The 20,096-nt window shown below is 70.7% G+C and carries 12 protein-coding genes; 2 read left to right on the top strand and 10 right to left on the bottom strand.

All coding sequences use genetic code 11. The features are described from left to right. Positions 1–32: 32 nt before the first annotated feature. Complete coding sequence (locus AB3X10_RS04120; RefSeq protein ID WP_369979303.1) at positions 33–2,918, bottom strand: TonB-dependent receptor; 2,886 nt, start codon at positions 2,916–2,918, stop codon at positions 33–35. Positions 2,919–3,575: 657 nt separating this feature from the next. On the opposite strand from AB3X10_RS04120, the gene AB3X10_RS04115 reads away from it, so the two are divergent. Further along, on the top strand, positions 3,576–5,528 hold the full coding sequence (locus AB3X10_RS04115; RefSeq protein WP_369979301.1) for a transglycosylase SLT domain-containing protein: 1,953 nt from the start codon (positions 3,576–3,578) through the stop codon (positions 5,526–5,528). 129 nt (positions 5,529–5,657) lie between these two features. Next, positions 5,658–6,893, top strand: coding sequence for a multifunctional CCA addition/repair protein (locus AB3X10_RS04110; RefSeq protein ID WP_369979299.1), 1,236 nt, complete (start codon positions 5,658–5,660; stop codon positions 6,891–6,893). A gap of 194 nt (positions 6,894–7,087) precedes the next feature. On the opposite strand, the gene AB3X10_RS04105 is transcribed toward AB3X10_RS04110, so the two are convergent. The 9 genes from AB3X10_RS04105 to galA form a co-directional block, all read right to left on the bottom strand. Further along, positions 7,088–7,894 (bottom strand): fructosamine kinase family protein, encoded by an 807-nt coding sequence (locus AB3X10_RS04105; RefSeq protein ID WP_369979297.1) that lies wholly within the window; start codon positions 7,892–7,894, stop codon positions 7,088–7,090. 356 nt (positions 7,895–8,250) lie between these two features. Then, a complete protein-coding gene (gene nagA, locus AB3X10_RS04100) occupies positions 8,251–9,396 on the bottom strand; it encodes an N-acetylglucosamine-6-phosphate deacetylase (RefSeq protein ID WP_369979295.1) in 1,146 nt (381 codons plus the stop codon). Then, on the bottom strand, positions 9,396–10,424 hold the full coding sequence (locus AB3X10_RS04095; RefSeq protein ID WP_369981645.1) for an SIS domain-containing protein: 1,029 nt from the start codon (positions 10,422–10,424) through the stop codon (positions 9,396–9,398). The genes nagA and AB3X10_RS04095 overlap by 1 nt, the downstream gene beginning before the upstream one ends. 8 nt (positions 10,425–10,432) lie before the next feature. Further along, positions 10,433–11,500 carry a LacI family DNA-binding transcriptional regulator gene (locus AB3X10_RS04090; RefSeq protein ID WP_369979293.1) on the bottom strand — a complete coding sequence of 356 codons (1,068 nt, stop codon included), beginning with the start codon at positions 11,498–11,500 and terminating at the stop codon, positions 10,433–10,435. Positions 11,501–11,542: 42 nt separating this feature from the next. Next, complete coding sequence (locus AB3X10_RS04085) at positions 11,543–12,823, bottom strand: sugar MFS transporter (RefSeq protein WP_369979291.1); 1,281 nt, start codon at positions 12,821–12,823, stop codon at positions 11,543–11,545. Between the two features lie 38 nt (positions 12,824–12,861). Next, positions 12,862–13,584 carry a GntR family transcriptional regulator gene (locus AB3X10_RS04080; RefSeq protein WP_186451494.1) on the bottom strand — a complete coding sequence of 241 codons (723 nt, stop codon included), beginning with the start codon at positions 13,582–13,584 and terminating at the stop codon, positions 12,862–12,864. Positions 13,585–13,689: 105 nt separating this feature from the next. Beyond that, positions 13,690–14,844 carry an acyltransferase family protein gene (locus tag AB3X10_RS04075; RefSeq protein WP_369979289.1) on the bottom strand — a complete coding sequence of 385 codons (1,155 nt, stop codon included), beginning with the start codon at positions 14,842–14,844 and terminating at the stop codon, positions 13,690–13,692. After that, positions 14,841–17,141, bottom strand: a complete 2,301-nt coding sequence (locus AB3X10_RS04070) for an alpha-N-acetylglucosaminidase (RefSeq protein ID WP_369981643.1) — start codon at positions 17,139–17,141, stop codon at positions 14,841–14,843. Before AB3X10_RS04070 ends, AB3X10_RS04075 begins: the two co-directional genes overlap by 4 nt. 58 nt (positions 17,142–17,199) lie before the next feature. Continuing rightward, a complete protein-coding gene (gene galA / locus AB3X10_RS04065; protein WP_369979287.1) occupies positions 17,200–20,085 on the bottom strand; it encodes a beta-galactosidase GalA in 2,886 nt (961 codons plus the stop codon). Positions 20,086–20,096 lie beyond the last annotated feature (11 nt).

Here is a 20,096-nt window from a genome sequence, read left to right as displayed (position 1 = left end):
CCACGGACGTCCACGGTGGCCTTCGCGCTTGGCTAGAACTTCAGATCCGCACGCACATACAGGTAGCGGCCGCCCGGGATGTCGTAGGTGGACGCGTCGTAGCCGTTGAGCGAGCATGACAGGCAGATCGGCGGATCCTTGTCGAAGACGTTGTTGACGCCGCCGCTGACGGTCAGGCCCTTGAGCCAGTCGAAGCGGTAGCCCAGTTGCACGTCGTGGTAGGTGATCGCATCCAGCGTGTTGGTGCCGGCCGCCTGGTTGCTGCACACCGGGAACGCCACCGCGTCGCCGCACTGTTCGGTCAGTTCGGAAATGTGCCGCACCGTCCACGAGGCGTTCCAGCGGTTCAACGACCAGTCCAGGGTCAGGTTGCTGGTCCACTCCGGGATCGCGCTGTCCACCACTTCCACGCCCGGTTCCTGCGGCTGCACCTGGCCGGCGGCGCCGGTGGCGACGTAGCGGGTGACGAAGGTGTTCTGCCAGCCGATCTTGAAGCGCCCGGCCGCGGTCTCCGGCGAGGTCCAGAACAGATCCACGTCCCAGCCATCGGTCTTGATCGAGCCCAGGTTGGTCAGGCGGTTGTTGAAGCCGTTGATGCCGCCGGTGGAGGCGCGGGTGATGCCGTCGCAATAGGTCGCGTCCAGCGTGTCCACGCACAGGTCCAGCTGGGTCTGCGCGTTGATCGCCTGGATCGCGCCGTCGATGTCGTGGCGATAGAAGGTCACTTCGACATCGAAGCGGTCCGACCACGGCACGTTGCTGGCGAACCACGGGCTCCACACGAAGCCGGCGCTGAAGCTGCGCGCCTTCTCCGGTTCCAGCGCGCGGTTGCCGCCGGTGGTCACCGAGATCTGCGAGTTGGCCTGCTGGTAGCCGGCCGGCACGCCGAGCGTGGCGCAGTTGGCGGCGCTGCCGCGCGGCGCGGTGCCGCCGAGGCCGATCGAGCACGGATCGGACAGGGTCAGGTCGGCGCGCGCGGCCGAGCCGTACAGCTCGCCGATGGTCGGCGCGCGGAAGCCTTCGGCATAGCTGGTGCGCAGCACGAAGTCCGGCGACACCTGCCAGCGCAGGCCGTACTTGGGGGTGAACTCGCCGCCGAAGGTGGAGTAGTCGGAGTAGCGCCCGGCCAGGCTCAGGTCCAGTTTCTCGCCCAGCGGCGAGTCGGCGAAGATCGGCACGCTCAGTTCGAGGAAGGCCTCCTTGACGTTGTAGCTGCCTTCGGTCGGCAGCGACGGCACGCCGTTGTAGTGGCCGATCACGGTCAGCGGATCGGGTTGGTACCAGCCTTCGTACTTGCGGTACTCCACGCCGGTGGCGAAGGACACCGCGCCGGCCGGCAGGGTGAACAGGTCGCTGCTGAGGTTGGCGGTGAACTGGGTCAGCTCGTTCTGGCTGCGGTCGTGCACCACCGGCTGGATCCAGCGCAGCATCTCCGGGGTGATGCTGCCGGCGCCGCCGAAGATGTTCAGCGGCACGCAGCCGGCCACCGCGGCGCAGGCGGCCGGGTCGCCCAGCGCCAGGTTGATGTTGTAGATGTTGTAGCTGCCGTAGTTGGTCTGCTCGGCCTTGTTCTTGCTGTAGGCGCCGTTGACGTCCCAGAACCAGGTGCGGTCGGCGCTCTCGAAACTGCCGATGAAGCCGGTGCCGACGTACTGGGTGTCCACGCGCTGCTCGAACACGCGCGCGCCGCCTTCCACCGGCCGCCGCCCGATCATGATCAGGTTGCTGGACGAGTCCAGGTCGAAGCCGAACGGGTTGTACGGGTTGGCCGCGGAAATGACGATGTTGTCGGCCAGCGGATTGCCGGTGCCGGCATCGGGGCCGAGGAAGATCGGTTCCGGCGCGGCCTGGTTGGTCGACTCGCGGCGGTTGCCGAGCAGTTTCAGGTACCACTGCACGTCGTCGTTGAAGAAGTAGCGGAACTGGCCGAACACGCCCTTGCGCTCGGACGGGGTCAGCAGCAGGTTGGAGGCGGCGAAGTTGTAGCGGTCGGCAGTGCCGAAGCAGTGATAGTCGTCGCTGCGCGTGCAGCCGGCGCTGCCGTCGTAGCTCGGGGTGCTGGCGCCGCTGTTCGGGGTCAGGTCCTGCTCGGCGCCGGTGACCGGATCGACGAAGATGAAGCGGCCGTCCGGCGTGGCCGAGCTGCCGAAGCTGAGCCCGGTGCCGGGCACCGGATACAGCGACTGCTTGCGGTCGCGCGCGTAGATCGGATCCTGCTTGGTGTAGCTGGCGCCCAGGAACAGGCTGGTGCGCTCGGTGCTGTGGCCCCAGGCCAGGTCCACGCCCTTGCTGGCGCCGTCGCCCTTGTCGTACTGGCCGTAGTTCAGCGTGACCTGGCCGCCGTCGAACTTGCGCCGGGTGATGATGTTGACCACGCCGGCGATCGCGTCGGAGCCGTACAGCGAGGAGGCGCCGTCCTCCAGTACCTCGATGCGCTCGACGATGGCCAGCGGGATGGTGTTGAGGTCGGTGGCCGCGCCCACGCCGGACGCCGAGGACTCGTTGACCCAGCGCATGCCGTCGACCAGCACCAGCACGCGTTTGGCGCCGAGGTGGCGCAGGTCCACCTGCGCCGAGCCGGCGCCGACGCCGCTGCCGTCGGGCGGGAAGCCGAAGTTGCCGGAGGAGTTGAACTTGGTGTTCAACGCCGAACCGGACGCGGTCAGTTCCTGCAGCACGTCGCCGATCGAGGTCAGGCCGGTGCGTTCGATGTCGGCGCGGCTGAGCGTCTGCACCGGCACCTGGCCCTCCAGCTCGGCCTTGCGGATGCGCGTGCCGGTGACCTGGACGCTGTCCAGGGTGGTGGCGGACTCGGGGGCAGCGGGCGCGGCCTGCTGGGCGATGGCCAGCGCGGGCGAACCGGCCAGCAAGGACAACGAAACCGCGAAAACCAAAGGATGGCGGTGCAGGAAATTCATCCGTCTCTCTCTCCAGAAAGGATGTGGGTCGGCCGCTGCGACCCCCTGCACCGCGACGGCGTGGCCTACCTTGTAAACAAAACGTAAACCCTAAGCAAGCAATCGGACCGGGATTCGGACAGTCCCGGACCGACTGGACGATTTCGTAGACATAGTGGCAGTCCATCCGGACTCGCATCCCGGACAGCGCAGGACAGCGCGCGCCAGGCAGGCGATCGTCGGGACATGCGGAAGCCAGCGGCAGCGACACGCGACACGCGTGGTCCGGTTCGGCGACGTGCGGGAGACAGGGACGCGGCGCTCTCGTCGGCAAGGCCGTCGCCGGCGCCGGCGACACGCCGGCACCCAGCGCGGCAGTGCGCCGGGGCGCGCGCCGCAACACGTCCTCTCGCAATGTGTGGCGGGCACGGCTCGGTACAGCGCGCATCGGAGCGACACGCATGGCGTCGCTCCGATGCGCAGGCGACCGCCTGCAGCGCCGCGGCAAGCACGCTGGCGGCGGCCCTGCCGGGATCCAGCCAGCGCCCACAGCAGCGCCGACATCGCTGCGCGGAGCGCCGCGCGCCACTGCGCAAGCGCCCGCGCGGCGCTGCCTGCTGCGTTGCGCCGCAGCGCCCTTGCCGCGGCGATTCATCGGCGTTCGGTATAGTCCCGCGCATGAAATTGCGCACGTCCCTCCTGCTGCTCGCCGCCGCGCTGTGCGGCACCGCCCCTGCCCTCGCCCAGAATCTGGACGCCCAGCGTCCCGCGCTGCGGGCGGCGATCGACGCCGCCGAGCGCGGCCAGTTCGATCCCGCGCAGGCGGCCGCATTCAAGCAGCACCCGCTGTACGGCTGGCTCGAATACGCCAACCTGCGCCGCAACATCGACCGCGTCTCCGACGCGCAGGCGCAGGATTTCCTCAAGCGCTACGCCGGGCAACCGGTGGCCGAGAGCTTCCGCTCGCTGTGGCTGCCGGCGCTGGCGCGGCGCCAGGACTGGCCGGCGCTGCTGGCCAACTGGAAACCCACCGACAACACCGGCCTGCGCTGCGCCCAGCTCAACGCGCGCCAGGCCACCGGCCGTGCCGACGCGCAATGGATCGACGAGGCGCAGGCGCTGTGGCGCAGCAGCGGCAAGTCGCTGCCCGATGCCTGCGATGCAGTGTTCGCGGTGCTGCAGGCGCGCGGCGGCATGAACGACACGCTGCGCTGGACGCGGGTGGAAGCGGCGGCCGATGCGCAGCAACCGGCAGTGATGCGCAGTGCCGCGCGCGGCCTGCCCGCCGCCGAGCTGGCCCTGGCCAACGACTACGCGGCGTTCCTGGACGCGGTGCACACGCGGGCGCTGACCTGGCCGAAGACCGAGCGCAGCCGCAAGGTGGCGGTGGACGGCCTGGAGAAACTGGCCAAGACCGATCCGGACGCGGCCGAGCGGCAGCTGCCGCAGTTCGCGCAGGCGCTGCAGCTGAGCGAGGCGCAGCGCGGCGAGGTGCTGTACCAGATCGCGTTGTGGACGGTGGCCTCGTACGGGCCGGATTCGGCGCGGCGGCTCAACGCCGTGCCCGACAGCGCCTACGACGAACGCCTGCACGAATGGCGCACGCGCGAGGCGATGGCGCGCGGCGACTGGCCGGCGGCGCTGGCCGCGATCCGCAAGATGGCGCCGGCGCAGCGCAGCGACTCGCGCTGGCAGTATTTCGAGGCGCGGCTGGCGGAGAAGACCGGCAACGCCGGCGAGGCGCAGCGGCTGTACCGCGAGGCGGCCAAGTCCGCCACCTTCCACGGCTTCATGGCCGCCGACCGGCTCAAGCAGCCCTACGCGCTGTGCCCGTGGGAACCCAACGACAGCGCGCAGGCGCAGGCCGCGGTGGCGCGCGACCCGACGCTGGTGCGCGCGCTGGAACTGTTCAAGATCGACCGCGCGGCATGGGCGGTGGCCGAGTGGAACGACGCCCTGACCCGCTTCGACGACACCCAGCGGCGTATCGCGGTGGAAGTGGCGCGCGACAACGGCTGGTTCGACCGCGCGGTGTTCGCGCTGGGCAAGCTGCCCGACGAGCAGCGCCTGTATTCGCTGCGCTTCCCGCTGCACCACGACGCCACCATCCGCCGCGAGGCGGGCAAGAACGCGATCGACCCGGCCTGGGTCGCCGCCGAGATCCGCGCAGAGAGCATCTTCAATCCCAACGCGCGTTCGCCTGCCAATGCGATGGGCCTGATGCAGGTGCTGCCTGCCACCGGCGCCAGCGTGGCCAGGAACCTCGGCCTGGCCGGCTACGGCGGCGCCGCCAGCTTGTACGACCCGGACACCAACATCGCCATCGGCACCGCCTACCTGCGCCAGCTGTTGAACACCTACGGCCTGCCCTACCTGACCATCGCCGCCTACAACGCCGGCCCCGGCCCGGCGGCGCGCTGGCAGACCCAGCGCCCCGGCCACGACGCCGACTTCTGGATCGAGACGATCAGCTACAAGGAAACCCGCGAATACGTCGCGCGCATCCTCGCCTTCAGCGTGATCTACGACTGGCGCCTCAACGGCGACGCGCTGCCGGTCAGCGACCGCATGCTCGGCAAGCTGGACGCGCCGCGCAAGAAGTTTGTCTGTGGGGCGGGGATTCGGGATTAGGGATTTCGGGATTGGCAACAGCGCAGCGCGGCCGTATGCAGGTAGCATCGCCGGGATAGGCCAGGGCGGCATCCGTTTGCGCGACACCGCCCTTGCCAATCCCCATTCCCCATTCCCGAATCCCGGCCCATGAACACCTACCTCGTCGGCGGCGCCGTCCGCGACAGCCTGCTCGGGCAGCCGCCCGGCGACCGCGACTGGGTCGTGGTCGGCGCCACGCCGCAGCAGATGCTGGACCTGGGCTACAGGCAGGTCGGCCGCGATTTCCCGGTGTTCCTGCATCCGCACAGCGGCGAGGAATACGCGCTGGCGCGCACCGAGCGCAAGTCCGGTCGCGGCTATCACGGCTTCGTGGTCGATGCCGACTCGTCGGTGACCTTGGAAGAGGACCTGCAGCGGCGCGACTTCACCATCAACGCGATCGCCCGCGACGAGGACAGTGGCGCGCTGGTCGATCCCTACGGCGGCGTGCGCGACATCGAACGGCGCGTGCTGCGCCACATCGGCCCGGCCTTCGGCGAGGATCCGCTGCGCGTGCTGCGCGCGGCGCGCTTCATGGCGCGACTGGCGCCGCTGGGTTTCAGCGTCGCGCCGGAAACACTGGCGCTGATGCGCGAGATGGCGGCCAGCGGCGAACTGGACACGCTGGTGCCCGAACGCGTGTGGCAGGAGCTGCGCCGCAGCCTGGCCTCCGCACAGCCTTCGGCGTTCCTGCGCACCCTGCACGACGCCGACGCGCTGCGCAGCGTGCTGCCGGAACTGGAGGCGCTGTACGGCGTGCCGCAGCGCGCCGAATACCATCCCGAGATCGATACCGGCCGCCACCAGGAACTGGTCAGCGACATGGCAGCGCGGCTGGCGCCGGGCGATGCGCTGATCGGCTTCGCCGCGCTGACCCACGACCTGGGCAAGGCGCTGACGCCACCTGCGGAATGGCCGAAGCATGTGATGCACGAACAGCGCGGCGTCGCCCCGCTGCGTGCATTGTGCGAACGCCTGAAGTTGCCGCAGGAACACCGCCAGCTGGCCGAGATCGCCTGCCGCGAGCACCTGAACGTGCATCGCCTGGCCGAACTGCGCGACCGCACCGTGCACGAACTGCTGCAGCGCTGCGACGGCTTCCGCAAGCCCGAACGCATTGCGCAGCTGGCGCTGGTGTGCGAGGCCGACAAGCGCGGCCGCCTCGGCAGCGAAGACGCCGACTATCCGCAGGGCCGCGAGCTGCAGCGCCTGCACGCCGCGGCGCTGGCGGTCAACGCCCGCGACCTGGCCGCACAGGGCCTGAGCGGCCCGCAGATCGGCGAGGCCCTGGCGAAGGCGCGGATCCAGGCGATCGCCGCAGCGCGCAGCGTGTCTGCGGACTGACGCGGCCGCTTCCGCCGCGCCGCGCATCTCTCGCACGCTCCTCTTCCATCTGTTTCCGGGAAAACCCTGCAGGAGCGGCTTCAGCCGCGACGGGCTTTACCGCTAAAGCCCGTCGCGGCTGAAGCCGCTCCTACAACCCGCTGGCAACCGCAGATGCCGCGTCGACTACGCCAGCGGCACGCAGCCGATCGGCATCAATACCGTGCCAACACCGCACGCACCGCGTGCAGGTAGCCGCCGCCGAACAGGTTGAGGTGGTTGAGCAGGTGGTAGAGGTTGTACAGCGGCGCGCGTTCGCGCCAGTCGTTCGCCAGCGGCGCGTGCTCGGCATAGCTGCGCAGCAGGTGCGGGTCGGGTTCGCCGAACAGCGACAGCATCGCCAGTTCGGCCTCGGCCCAGCCGTAGTGCGCCGCGCCGGCATCGATCAGCGCCGGCAGGCCGTCGCCGGCGCAGTGCAGGTTGCCTTGCCACAGATCGCCGTGCAGCAGTACCGGCGGCTGTGCCGGGATCAGCTGCGGCAGGCGTGCGCACAACCGTTCCAGGCGCGCCATGTCGGCAGGAACCAGCGCGGCGGCGCGCAGCGCGCGCTCCGCCTGCGGCCGCAACCGTCGCTCGACGAAGAAGCGATGGCCATCGCGGTCGGTGCCGTTGTCCTGCGGGCTGTCGCCGATGTAGCCATCGTGGCCGAAACCGAAGCGCTCGCCGTGGGCGCGATGCTGGCGTGCCAGGCCTTCGCCGGCGAGCCGGGCGAAGCGGGGATGCGGCGGCGCCTCGCCCAGGTCTTCGAGCAGCAGCCAGTCCTCGCCTTGCGCATACACCTGCGGCACGCGCAGACCGCCGGCGGTGCGCAGCGCATCCAGGCCGCGCACTTCGGCGGCGAAGAAATCGGTGGGCATGGTCCGGCGGCGCTTGCAGATCGCGCGGCGGCCGTCGCGCAGCGTCAGCCGCTGCAGGCCATCGCGCGGCGGCAGGGCGAACAGGTCGGAACCGGCGGCATGCATCGGCTCAGGCTAGAGGGTTTTTCGTTCGGGTGCGACCGGCACTCTCGACCAGGCCGATCACGACGGATCGTCCACACCCACCACCGCCGCTCCCACGCGCGGCGACATCCGCATCAAAAAAAAGCTACCGCGACCTGCATGCAGGTCGCGCCGGCCTTACGCCAAGACGCTGACGACGCCGACCGATATGCCGGCGCGGGTGCGCACCTACGACCTGCTGGACTGGACGGCGTCGACACGCGCGTACAGCCGTTGACACCGCACCGCGCGCAATTGCATCGCCGCCTGCTGCAGGCGAATGCAGCAGGCCCCCGCGACAGGCGGGCGCGAGCCGCGTCGCGCGGCAATGCCGCCGGTTACTCCATCGCCCCGGCGATCCAGGTCCGCCGCACCTGCAGCGCGTCGTCGAGCAGCACCAGGTCGGCCTGGTAGCCCGGCGCGATGCGGCCGTAGCGCTCGTCCACGCCCAGGCATTGCGCCGGATACAGCGAGGCCATGCGCGCGGCTTCGTCCAGGCTCACGCCCAGCCACTGCACGCTGTTGCGCACCGCGCTGGCCATGTCCAGCGCCGAGCCGGCCAGCGCGCCGGCGGCATTGCGCACCACGCCGTCCACTTCGGTGATGGTTTCGCCGTACAGGTCGAAGCTGGGACTGTCGGCGCCGACCATCGGCATCGCGTCGGTGACCAGGAACAGCTTGCCGCGCGGCTTGGCCGCCAGCGCCACGCGCAGGCTGGCCGGGTGCACGTGCACGCCGTCGACGATCAGGCCGCACCACGCATCGCGGTCCTCCAGCGCGGCACCGACCGCGCCCGGATCGCGCCCCTGCAGCGGCGACATCGCGTTGTACAGATGGGTGAAACCGCACACGCCGGCATCCAGCCCGGCGCGGATCTCATCGTAGCTGCCGGCGGTGTGGCCGGCGAACACGCGCGCGCCGGCCGCGGCCAACGTGCGGATGCTCTCGGCCGGCAGCCGCTCCGGCGCCAGCGTGATCAGGGTGGCGCCGTTGTCCAGCGAAGTGGCCAGCGCCAGCTCGGCGGCATCGGGCACGCGGAACTTGTCCACGTTGTGGGTGCCCTTGCGCGCCGGCGCCAGGTACGGCCCTTCCAGGTGGATGCCGAGCACGCCCGGCACGCCGGCGGCGATGGCCTCGCGGGTCGCGGCGATCGCCGCGCGCATCACCTCGAGGTCGTCGCTGATCAGCGTCGGCAGGTAGCCGGTGGTGCCGTAGCGGCGGTGGGCCTGGCCGATGCGGCGCAGCGCGTCGATATCGGTGCGGTTGTTGAACAGCACGCCGCCGCCACCGTTGACCTGCAGGTCGATGAAGCCGGGCAGCAGCGTGCCGCCGCCCAGGTCCAGCTGCGCCGGCGCCGCGGCCAGGCGCGCGTCGCCGTCGTCGAGCACCGCGGCGATGCGCCCGCCTTCCAGCAGCACGCCCACGCCATCGAGGAATCCGTCCTCGCCGAGCACGCGCGCATTGCGCAGCGCCGTCGTCGTCATTACACCGTCTCCGTCACTTTGTTCAGATGCGGCGGCAGGTCCGGGTTGTAGCCGCGGCGCAGCGCCAGCGCGTTGATCGCGCGGTAGAAGCTCTGGATGGTCAGCAGCGGCGCGCACACCGGGTGCGGCGCGGCGACCAGCGGCAGGTCGCCGTCGGCGCTGGCCAGCCATACCTGCGCGCCGCGGCCGCGGAATTCCTCGGCCAGGCTGCGGGTGCCGGCGCCGGTCTCGTCCGGCTGGGCGAAGGCCAGCACCGGGAAGCCGGGGCCGACCAGCGCCATCGGCCCGTGCTTCACTTCCGCCGAGCTGTAGGCCTCGGCATGCAGGCCGCAGGTTTCCTTGAACTTCAGCGCCGCTTCCTGCGCGGCGGCCAGGCCCAGGCCGCGGCCGAGCACGAACAGGTTGTGCGCCTCGACCAGACCGTCGGTGAGCGGACGCCAGTCGGCCTGCCAGGCGGCGCGCAGCGCCTGCGGCAGCGCGTCCAGCGCGGCGAGCAACGCCGGGTCGTTCTTCCAGTGCGCGCCGAGCTGCAGGATCGCCGCCAGCGAGGCCAGGTAGCTCTTGGTCGCGGCCACGCTCTTCTCCGGGCCGGCGCCGAGCGCGATCACGGTGTCGGCCAGCTGCGCCAGCGGCGAATCCTCGACGTTGACCAGCGCCACCACGCGCGCGCCGGCGGCCTTGGCCGCCTCGGCGTTGCGCAGCAGGTCCGGGCTCTTGCCGGACTGGGAGATCACCACGTACAGCGCGCCGCGCAACTGCAGCGGCGATTCGTACACCGAGCCCACCGACGGCGAGGCCGAGGCGGTGACCACGCCGAGCTGGGTCTCGAACAGGTACTTGGCGTAGGTCGCGGCATGGTCGGAACTGCCGCGCGCGCAGGTGACCACGAACGGCGGCGGATCGGCGCGCAGCGCCGCGGCCAGCGCGCTCACCGCGGCCTGGTTGCGCGCGAACTGCGCGGCGACGACATCGGCGGTTTCCGCGGCTTCGCGGAACATCAGGGTTTCGGTTTCGGTGGGCAATGCCATGGGCAGGGTCATGTGGGATCGGGGGAGGGAGAACGGCGGGACTGCGGCTGCATCGGCGCGGTGGAGCCGCGCACCACCAGCTGCGGCACGAAGCCCTGGTTGTGCATCGGCGCCGGATGCTCTTCGTAGGCGTCGCTGCGCAGCTGGCTGATCAGCAGCCGCGCGGCATGCCGGGCGATGTCCTCGGTGGCCTGCTTGGCGGTGGTCAGCGCCGGCCACGACTGGCGCGAGAACGGGCTGTCCTCGAAGCCGGCGATGGACAGGTCGTAGGGCACGTTCATGCCCGCCGACTTGGCCGCGGCGAGCACGCCGGCGGCGATCTCGTCGTTGGAGCCGAAGATCGCGGTCGGCGGCTCGCGCAGCGCCAGCAGCCGCCGCGCGCCGCGGAAGCCGTCGTCGAAGGTGTAGTCGCCGGGCACCACCAGGTGCTTGTCCAGGGTGATGCCGTAGTCCTTCAGCGCCGCCTCGTAGCCGGCATAGCGCTCGCCGCTGGAGCGGTGCGAGGTGCCGCCCCACAGGAAGCCGATGCGCTGGTGGCCGAGCTGGATCAGGTGCTCGGTGACCTCGTAGGCGGCATCGCGGTCGTCGACGTAGACGCAGGGGCCGTCCTTGGGATCCTCGGTGGCGGCGATGATGCGCACGGTCTTGATCCCGCGCGCGGTCAGCGCCGCGACCAGTTCCGCGCGCTCGGACATCGGCGCGGTCAGCACCAGCCCGGCCAGGCGCGAGCGCTGGGTCCACTCGGCCAGTTCCTCGGCCAGCATCGGCGAGGTCGAATCGCAGGGATGGATCTGCAGGCCGAAGCCGGTCTCGCGGCACGCCGCCAGCACGCCGTTCTGCACGCCGATGATGTGGTACGGGTTGGGGTTGTCGTACACCAGCCCGATCACGAACGGGGTGCCGCTGCGCAGGTTGCGCGCCGACGGATCCGGTTCGTAGTCCAGCTCGGCGATGGCGTGCAGCACGCGCGCGCGCGTGGCCTGCATCACCGACGGTTCGTTGTTGATGACCCGCGACACGGTCTTCAGCGACACCCGCGCCCGCTCGGCGACATCTTTGATGGTGGGTCTACGCATGCTGCGGTCCTGCATGTCGGGAAGGACGCCCATGATGCGCGATCACGCGCGGGCCACGGCCTGGCCGGCGCGGTGGCCGACCAGGGAATAGAACAGGATGTACAGGTAGCAGGGCACCATCAGCAGCAGGAACACCAGCTGGAAATCGAAGTGCTGCTTCAGCACCGCGAACAGCTGCGGGATGATCGCGCCGCCGGCGATGCCCATCACCAGCAGGGCCGAGCCGATCTCGGTGTGGCGGCCCAGGCCCTTGATCGCCAGCGGGAAGATCGCCGGCCACATCATCGCGTTGGCGAAGCCCAGCGCGGCGACGAAACCCACCGACACGTAGCCATGGGTGAAGTAGGCGCCGGCCGAGAACAGCACGCCCAGCACCGCCGACACGCTCAGGTAGCGCGCCTGCGAGATCAGCGTCGGGATCAGCAACAGGCCGGCCACGTAGCCGGCCAGCATCGCCGCCAGGGTGTAGGAGGTGAACAGCTTGGTCTGGTCCAGCGGCAGGTGGAAGCCGTTGCCGTAGGTGCCGATCGCATCGCCGGCCATCACTTCCACGCCCACGTACACGAACAGGCACAGCACGCCCAGCCACAGGTGCGGGAACTGGAAGATGCTGGTCTTCTGCGCGGGGCTGCCGGCGCCGACCGGCGCGGCGTTGACTTCCGAGGCCTTCAGCTCCGGCAGCGGCGAGAACAGCACGCCGATCGCGACCAGCACCAGCACCCCGGCCATCACCAGGTACGGCACGTGGATCTTGGCGGCGAACGCGGTGAGCAGGGCTTCCTTGGCCACCGGATCGGCGGCCTGCACCTGCGTGGCCAGGTCGCCAACGCCGTGCAGCACCAGCGTGCCGATCAGGAACGGCGCCAGGATGCCGGCGATCTTGTTGCATATGCCCATCACCGCGATGCGCCGCGCCGCGCTCTCGATCGGGCCGAGGATGCTGATGTACGGGTTGATCGCGGTCTGCAGCAGGGCCAGGCCGCTGCCGATCACGAACAGGCCGGCCAGCGCGCCGGGATAGAAGCGCTGCGTGGCGAACTGGCCGAACGCCGCCGCGCCCGCCGCCATCACCACCAGGCTCAGCGCCAGGCCCTTCTTCATGCCGGTGCGCTTGAGGATCCACGACGACGGCAGCGCCAGGAAGAAGTACGACAGGTAGAACACCATCAGCACCAGGAACGCGTTGACCTCGTTGAGGTCGAACGCCAGCCGCACGAAGGTGATCAGCGGGCCGTTGATCCAGGTGAAGAAGCCGATGATGAAGAACAGCAACCCGACGATGGCGATCGAGGCGAAGGGACTGGCAGGCCGTGCGGTGGTCATGGGCGGGCGGGCTCCGGGAGGGCGCGTGGGTCGGACGATCAGCGTCGCAGCTCGGCGACGAAGTCGTAGTAGTCGTTGTGGCAATAGGTGTCGGTCAGCTCGATCGCGCTGCCGTCGCGGGTGTAGCCGACCCGCACCACGTGCAGGATCGCCTCGCCTTCCTTCATGCCCAGGTGCCCGGCCAGCCGCGCCGGCAGGTTGATCGCACGGAAGTACTGCAGCGCGCGCACCACCGGCGTGCCCTGCTCGTCCAGGTAGGCGTACAGCGAATCGCCGATGGCCAGCGGATCGGGCACGGTGCGCTGCGGCAGCACCGCCTTCTCGTAGGCCATGACCCGGCCGTCGGCGCTGCGCAGGCGGGTCAGCGACGCCACCACGGTGTCCGGCGACAGGCCCAGGCGCAGGATTTCCTCGCCGTGGGCCGGGCGCACGCGTCGCTCCAGCCAGCGTGTGCCCGGCTCCAGGCCCTTCATGCGCAGGGTTTCGCTGAAACTGGCCAGGCCGCTGAGCTGGTGCTGGATGTGCGAGGTGATGAAGGTGCCGGCGCCCTGCCGGCGCGAGACCAGGCCCTGTTCGACCAGCGCGTCCACCGCCTGGCGCAGGGTCACCCGCGACACCTGCAGTTGCTCGCACAGCTGGCGTTCGGCCGGCAAGGCCTCGCCCGGCTTCCACTGGCCGCCCTTGATCGCCTCCACCAGCTTGCTCGCCAGCTGCAGGTACAGCGGGGTCGGCGCGCTCGGGTCCACGGCCAGGCCCGCCAGTCTGGGATCGGCCTCCGGCTTGGGCTTGGTCATCGTGCTCCCTCCGGACCGTATGGATTCATTATGTCCAATATAGTACCAATTCGCGGTCCGTGCACGCCCAGGTCACAGCCGCAGGTATAGCCGCCGCCGGTCCATCCACCAGCCCACCGCCCAGCACAGCAGGGTGTAGGCCAGCGCGCAGGCCAGGCTGCCCCAGGGACCGGGCAACAACCGCTGGAACACGTCGATCCCCACCCACTGGTAGAGGTCCATGCCGCTGTCGCCGGCCGGGACCAGCCGCAGGCTGATCACGAACAGTTCGGAGAACAGGTAGATCGCCAGCGGATTGCGCCCGAGCACGGTGAAGAAGCCGCTGCCGGCCTGCCAGCGGCGCACCTCGATCGCCCACAGCAGCGCGCCCAGCAGCAACAGGTCCAGGCCCACCGTCAGCAGCACGAACGAGCCGGTCCACAGCTTCTTGGCCAGCGGGAACCACGGTTGCCAGGCCAGCGCCAGCAGCGCCAGCGCGACGCCGGCCAGCAGCAGCCAGCGCACCGTGCGCGCCTGCTTGCCGGCGCGGCGCACGTACAGCCCGGTCAGGTAGCCGGCGACGACATTGACCGTGGCCGGCAGCGTGCCGAGCAGGCCTTCCGGATCGAAACCGCCGTCCTTGCGGTACAGCTGCGCCGGATCCAGCAGCCACAGGTCCAGGCGCGTGCCGGCGTTACCGAGCTTGCTCAGCTCCGCGCCCGGCTGGCCCCACAGGTACAGCGCGCCCCAGTAGCCGAGCAGCAGCGCGACGCAGGCGGCGAGCAACGCGCGCGGCGGCAGCCAGCGGCACAGCAGCGCGGCCAGCGCGTAGCACAGCGCGATACGCTGCAGCACGCCCGGCACCCGGGTCTGGTCGATCGCGGTGAAGCTCCAGCCGCCGTCGGCGCCGTGGTGCACGAACGGAAACCAGTACATCAGGAAGCCGAGCAGGAAGATCAGCGCGCTGCGCTTGCCAACCCGGCGCAGGAACGCGCCCAGCGGCTGGCCGCGGTCCAGCGCGAAGCTCATCGCGTTGCCGACCGCGAACAGGAACGACGGGAACACCAGGTCGGCGGCGGTAAAGCCGAACCATGGCGCGTGCCGCAGCTGCACGAACGTGTCGGCGCCGGCGCCCGGCGTGTTGACCAGGATCATCAGGAAGATGGTCAGGCCGCGGAACACGTCCAGCGACAGGAAGCGTTCGCGCGCCGGCGCCGCGGCGGGAAGGCCGACGGACGCGGCGCTCATCGGGCATCCACCTGTTGCAGCAGCGTGCGCACCGCGGCGACCGGATCGGCCGGCGCCTGCCGCGCGTAGGCCGTGTCGCGCGCGACCCAGTCCCGCTCCCACGCGCGCAATCGCTGCTGCAGCGCCGCCTCGTCCACGCTGCCACCGGCGACGGCCGCCTCGCGCAACGCCTGCATCGCCAGCGCCCAGCGCGGCAGGTAGTAGTCGGCATACATGCCCTGCCAGGCCTTTGACGCGTAGTCGCCGAGATTGCCCTCGCCACCCCACACGCTGACCTGCGCCTTGGCATCGCGCCGGTAGTAGGCCGCATCCTGCGGCGTCTTCGCCTGGCCGGCGGCGGCGTCGAGCCAGCTCGACAGGGTTTCCTGCTGGCCGCCGACCAGGCGGTCGAGCTGCTGCACCGCCGCCTGCACGCGGGCGAAGGCGGCATCGCCGGCGGCGACGTCGCCGCGCCTGTACGCGGCCAGCGCCTGCTGCAGCTGCGCATCCACGCGGCCGGTGGCGTAGTGGCGCGCGAAGTCGACCAGGTCGTAGCGGTACAGCGGCGCGTCGGCGTACTCCGGCGCCAGCGCCAGCAACTGGTCCAGCGCGCGGCGCAGGCGCGGCGGATCGCCGGGCGCGCCTTCGAATTCGCCGATGTCCAGCGTCGGCCGCTTGAACAGCAGGTAGGCGCCGGCACGGCTGCGCCACCAGCGCGGCGTCCAGTAGCGGGTCGACAGCACCGAGGCCTGCAGATCGTCCCAGGCCGCGCGCAACGCCGGCGAGGTATGCCCGTAGCGGGCGCGGGTGTAGTCGCCCAGCCAGTCCTGCAGCGGGCGCTCCTGCGCGCCCCAGGCCAGCGCGTACATGTATTCGTAGACCACCGAATTGTTGTGCAGGCCTTCCGGAAATGCGCCGAAGCCGACCAGTTGCTGCCTGTCCTTGTCGGCGAGCAGCGCGCGCAGGTCGTCGCGGTAGAACGCCAGGTCGCCGTACACCGGATTGCTGCCGCCGTAGTTGTGCACGTAGCCGTAGATCCACTGCTTGCCGTCGAACGCGTCGGACAGTTTCCAGGTGCCCGGGTAGCGGTCGTTGCCGATGTCCAGCACCAGCAGCTTGTCGTTGGGCACGTCGCGCAGGAACGCGGCGATCGCCTGCGGCGTCCAGAAATGGCGGTCGGCGCCGAACAGCCAGCCCTGCATCACCCACACCGCGTCGGGATTGGCGCGATGGATCGATGCGTAGAGCGCGCGGCCGTAGTCGGCCAGGCGCTTGTCGCGCTGCGCCGGCGGCACCTCGGGCGGCGTGGTCTTGGCGGTGTTGGCGGTGCTGTCGCCGTAGCTGGCCAGGCGCGCGTCGCTGCCGTCGGCGGCGATCGGCGGCAGCATCTCGTTGAACGCATCGGCCAGGTAGTAGGTGCCCTTGCCGTAGGTGCGGTCGTAGAGCTGGATGAAGCGCTGCGCGATCTGCGCGAACAGCGGATCGGCCGGATCCAGCCAATAGGTTTCGTGGAAGCCCTCCCAGGCGCGCATGCGGTAGATGCGCGCTTGCGGATGCGCCTGCGCGAACGCCTTCGGCACATAGCCGGCGAAGGCCGGCAGCACCGGCTTCATGCCCAGCGCGCGCATGCGCTGCAGGATGCGCAGCTGCAGGGCATGCTTGGCGTCGATCCACTGCTGCGGCAGCGGCGCGTCGTAGCCTTCGATATTGCCCATGCGCTGCCACGGCGCGAACGCCGGGCCGGAGAAATACTGCGCCAGGTCCGCGTCGGCGACGCCGAACTCGCGCCACAGCGCCTGCCACACGTAGTCCTGGCCTTCCATCGCCAGCGGCATGTCGATGCCGTGCAGCGCCATCCAGTCGATCTCGCGCTCCCAGCGCGCCCAGTCCCACCACGGCGTGGTGTAGCCGTAGGTGCAGACGTTGAGGTAGGCGCGGTAGGCGAACGGAGTGACCACGCGTTGCCCGCGGAAGTCGGCATAGGCCGCAGGCAACGCCACGCGGCTGCCCTCCCAGCTCACCGAGGCAGCGCCGATCGATTGCAGATAGCTGTACGCGCCATGCGCCAGCGCCACTTCCGAGGAACCGGACACGCGCAGGGTGCCGGCGTCGGCGGCGACCTGGTACCAGTCGTTGCCGCTGCCGCGCGGTTGACGCTGCAGGGCCAGCGCGGCGGCGCGCGGGCCGAGCGTGCGCAGCAGCACGTCGCGTGCGGCGTCGCCCGGCGTATCCTGCGCCGCCGCGGCGAACGCGCCCGGCGCCAGCAGCGCACATGCCAGCAGCAGTGCGACCTGCACGCGCAGCGGCAACGCGCACATGCGGCGCAGCCAGGCATGGCCGTGCGGGACGGCATGGCGGAAAGCTCGTTTCATTCGGTCAATACTCCACTGTCGCGACATCGTCGAAGCCGAACGGCCGTCCGGCCGTCACCTGCATCACCACCGCCAGCACCCGTTCGCCGGACGCAGGCGGCAAGCGCAGCTGCGCATGCTGCCCCGCGGCCACGCTGGCGACCAGGTGCCGGTCCAGATACACCTGCGCGGCACCGGTGGCGCGGCCGAGCCGCAGCACGCCACCGCGCTGCTGGATCCCGGCCCAGGGCGTGAACGCGGTGCGGTACAGCACGTAGCCGTCGCGCTCGGCGCGCGTCTCCAGGTTGCCCGGCTGGCAGAAGCTCCAGCTGTTGTTGTCGTTGGGCGCACGCGGCAGCGCCGGATTCGGCGGCGCGGCGAACGGCAGGGTGCGCCGCCAGCCGGGCACCACCATCGCCGCGGCGGCCGGCGGCAGCGACAGCGGCGGTGCCGCCGCCTCCAGTTCGATGCTCGCCTGCGCGGCACGCAGGCCCGGCGCGCGCGCCTCGATGCGCAGCCGGCGGCGGCCGCTGCCGGCCTCGACGATGGCCTGCGCCAGGCCGTTGAACAACTGCACCTGCGGCACGTTGTCGGCCGCGTGCCGGTTCGGGTCGCCGTTGCCGACGCCGAGCAGGCGCCCGCCTTCGACCTGCAGCGCGATCTGCGCATCGGCGAACGGCACGTGGCGGCCCCGCGCATCCACCGCCTCCAGGGTGATCGGCTGCGCGTCGCGGCCGTCGCCGCGCATCCGCGCGCGGTCCGGGGTCAGCCGCAGCGCGACCGGCGCGCCGACCGTCTGCACCCGCTGCCGCGCCACCTCGCGCCCGTCGCGATACGCCACCGCCTCCAGCATGCCCGGCGCGTACGCCACCTGCCAGGCATTCATCTCGATCCGGTCCACCGCCTGCCGCCCTTGCGAGCGGCCGTTGAGCCACAGCTCCACCTGCTGCGCGTTGCAGAACGCCATCACCTTGATCGGCGTGCCCTCGCGGCCGGGCCAGTTCCAGTGCGGCAGCAGCTGCAGCACCGGCGCAGCGTCGATCCACTGCGCCTGGCGCAGCCAGTAGGCGCCTTTCGGGAAGCCGCACAGGTCCATGATGCCGAAGAACGAGGATACCGACGGCCATTCGAACGGGGTCGGCTCGCCGCGGTAGTCGAAGCCGGTCCAGACGAAACCGCCGGCCAGGTAGGGGCGCTCGTCGATCAGTTGCCAGGACCTGCGATGGGTGTTGCCCCATGGCGCGGCGACCGAGTCGTCCTCGGCGACGACGTGCGCGTCCATGTCGGTGAACCAGGCGCCGCGGGTCTGGAACGCGCTGGTGTCCTCGCTGGACAGCAGCGGCTTGTGCGGCATCGCCGCGCGCACCCGGTCGTAGTTGAACTGGCGGTAGTTGAAGCCGACCACGTCCACCGCGTCGGCCGCGTTGCGCTGGGTCAGCATGCCGTCGTTCATCGCCGCGGTCACCGGCCGGCTGTCGTCCAGCTCGCGCACCAGCGCCACCGCGCGGCGCACCATCTCGTAGCCGGCGGCGGTACCCTGCATCGGTTCCTCGTTGAACACCGACCACAGGAACACACAGGCGCGGTTGCGGTCGCGGCGCACCAGCCAGCGCAGCTGCGCGGCGTAGTCGGGCGCGGGATTGAACACGCGGTTCTCGGCCATCACCAGCATGCCCAGGCGGTCGCAGACATCGAGCAGTTCGCTGGCCACCGCATGGTGCAGACGGATCGCATTGCAGCCCAGCGCCTTGAGCCGGCGGATGCGGAACTCCAGCAGGCTGTCGGGCACCGCCACGCCGACCCCGGCATGGTCCTGGTGCAGGCAGGCGCCCTTGATCTTCAGCGGCCGTTCGTTGAGGAAGAAGCCCTGCTGCGCATCGAAGCGCAAGGTGCGAAAGCCGATCGCGCACTCGCGGCGGTCGCGCTCGCGGCCGGCGCTGCGCAGCACCGCCGCGACCCGGTACAGATGCGGCGCGGCCACGTCCCAGCGCTGCGGCCGCCGTACCTGCAGATCGACCTGCGCCAGCGCCTGCGCCAGCGCGCCGACGTGCAACGCGGTACTGCCCTGCGCGACCACCGTGCCGTGCGCGTCGTACAGCGCCACCTCCAACAGCGCCGCGTCGGCCTGCTCGCCGGCATTGGCGACGGTGACCGCAACCGGCAGCGTCCAACGTTCGCCGTCGCCGATCCGCGGCACCGCATGCACGCCATCGCCGACGATATGCAGCGCATCGCGCACCACCAGCCAGGTGTGCCGGTAGATGCCCGCGCCTTCGTACCACCAGCCGTCCATCGCCTCGGCATCCACGCGTACCGCGATGCTGTTGAGGTCCTGGCCGTAGCGCGCGATCGCGCTCACATCGATGGCGAACCCGTCGTAGCCGCTCCAGCTGCGCGCCATCGGCAGGCCGTTGACCCAGACCGTGGCGCGGCTGGAAATGCCGTCGAACCGCAGCTCCAGCGCCTTGCCGCGCTGCGCCTCGTCCAGCCGCAGGCTGCGCCGGTACCAGGCGATGCCGCGGCGGCGATAGCCCTGCGCCACGTTGGCGCTGGCCTCGATCGGCTGCTCGATGGCGAAATCGTGCGGCAGCCGCAGCTGCCGCCATTGGCTGTCGTCGAAATCGCCCGCGGCCGCGCCCCAGGCCTTGCCGGCCTTGGCGTTGTCGTAGCTGGCGTCCTGGCCGACGATCGGCGGAAACGGAATGTCGCCTGCGTGGAAACGCCAGCCTTCATCCAGGCAGAACAGGCCGGGATCGGCCGCCAGCGTCAGCGCTGGCACCGCCGGTGCACTGGCGCCGATCGCGGTGCCGGCCATGCCGGCCTCGGCGGCCGCGCCCGCCCAACTCCAGCGCGGCGCCGCCAACAGCAGGCCGGCGCCGGCGCTGCCGGCCAGAAATTCTCTTCGTTGCATGCGCTTGCCCT

The sequence above is a fragment of the Xanthomonas sp. DAR 80977 genome, assembly GCF_041240605.1.
Lineage (GTDB): Bacteria > Pseudomonadota > Gammaproteobacteria > Xanthomonadales > Xanthomonadaceae > Xanthomonas_A > Xanthomonas_A bundabergensis.
This window is presented reverse-complemented; position numbering and strand designations above follow the sequence as displayed.

Excerpts from the sequence above, each read along its gene's own strand:
- AB3X10_RS04115 (WP_369979301.1), top strand. The coding sequence starts at position 3,576 with ATGAAATTGCGCACGTCCCTCCTGCTGCTCGCCGCCGCGCTGTGCGGC.
- AB3X10_RS04105 (WP_369979297.1), bottom strand. The coding sequence starts at position 7,894 with ATGCATGCCGCCGGTTCCGACCTGTTCGCCCTGCCGCCGCGCGATGGC.
- AB3X10_RS04070 (WP_369981643.1), bottom strand. The coding sequence starts at position 17,141 with ATGTGCGCGTTGCCGCTGCGCGTGCAGGTCGCACTGCTGCTGGCATGT.
- nagA (WP_369979295.1), bottom strand. The coding sequence starts at position 9,396 with ATGACGACGACGGCGCTGCGCAATGCGCGCGTGCTCGGCGAGGACGGA.
- AB3X10_RS04120 (WP_369979303.1), bottom strand. The coding sequence starts at position 2,918 with ATGAATTTCCTGCACCGCCATCCTTTGGTTTTCGCGGTTTCGTTGTCC.
- AB3X10_RS04085 (WP_369979291.1), bottom strand. The coding sequence starts at position 12,823 with ATGACCACCGCACGGCCTGCCAGTCCCTTCGCCTCGATCGCCATCGTC.
- AB3X10_RS04095 (WP_369981645.1), bottom strand. The coding sequence starts at position 10,424 with ATGGCATTGCCCACCGAAACCGAAACCCTGATGTTCCGCGAAGCCGCG.
- AB3X10_RS04110 (WP_369979299.1), top strand. The coding sequence starts at position 5,658 with ATGAACACCTACCTCGTCGGCGGCGCCGTCCGCGACAGCCTGCTCGGG.
- galA (WP_369979287.1), bottom strand. The coding sequence starts at position 20,085 with ATGCAACGAAGAGAATTTCTGGCCGGCAGCGCCGGCGCCGGCCTGCTG.
- AB3X10_RS04090 (WP_369979293.1), bottom strand. The coding sequence starts at position 11,500 with ATGCGTAGACCCACCATCAAAGATGTCGCCGAGCGGGCGCGGGTGTCG.
- AB3X10_RS04075 (WP_369979289.1), bottom strand. The coding sequence starts at position 14,844 with ATGAGCGCCGCGTCCGTCGGCCTTCCCGCCGCGGCGCCGGCGCGCGAA.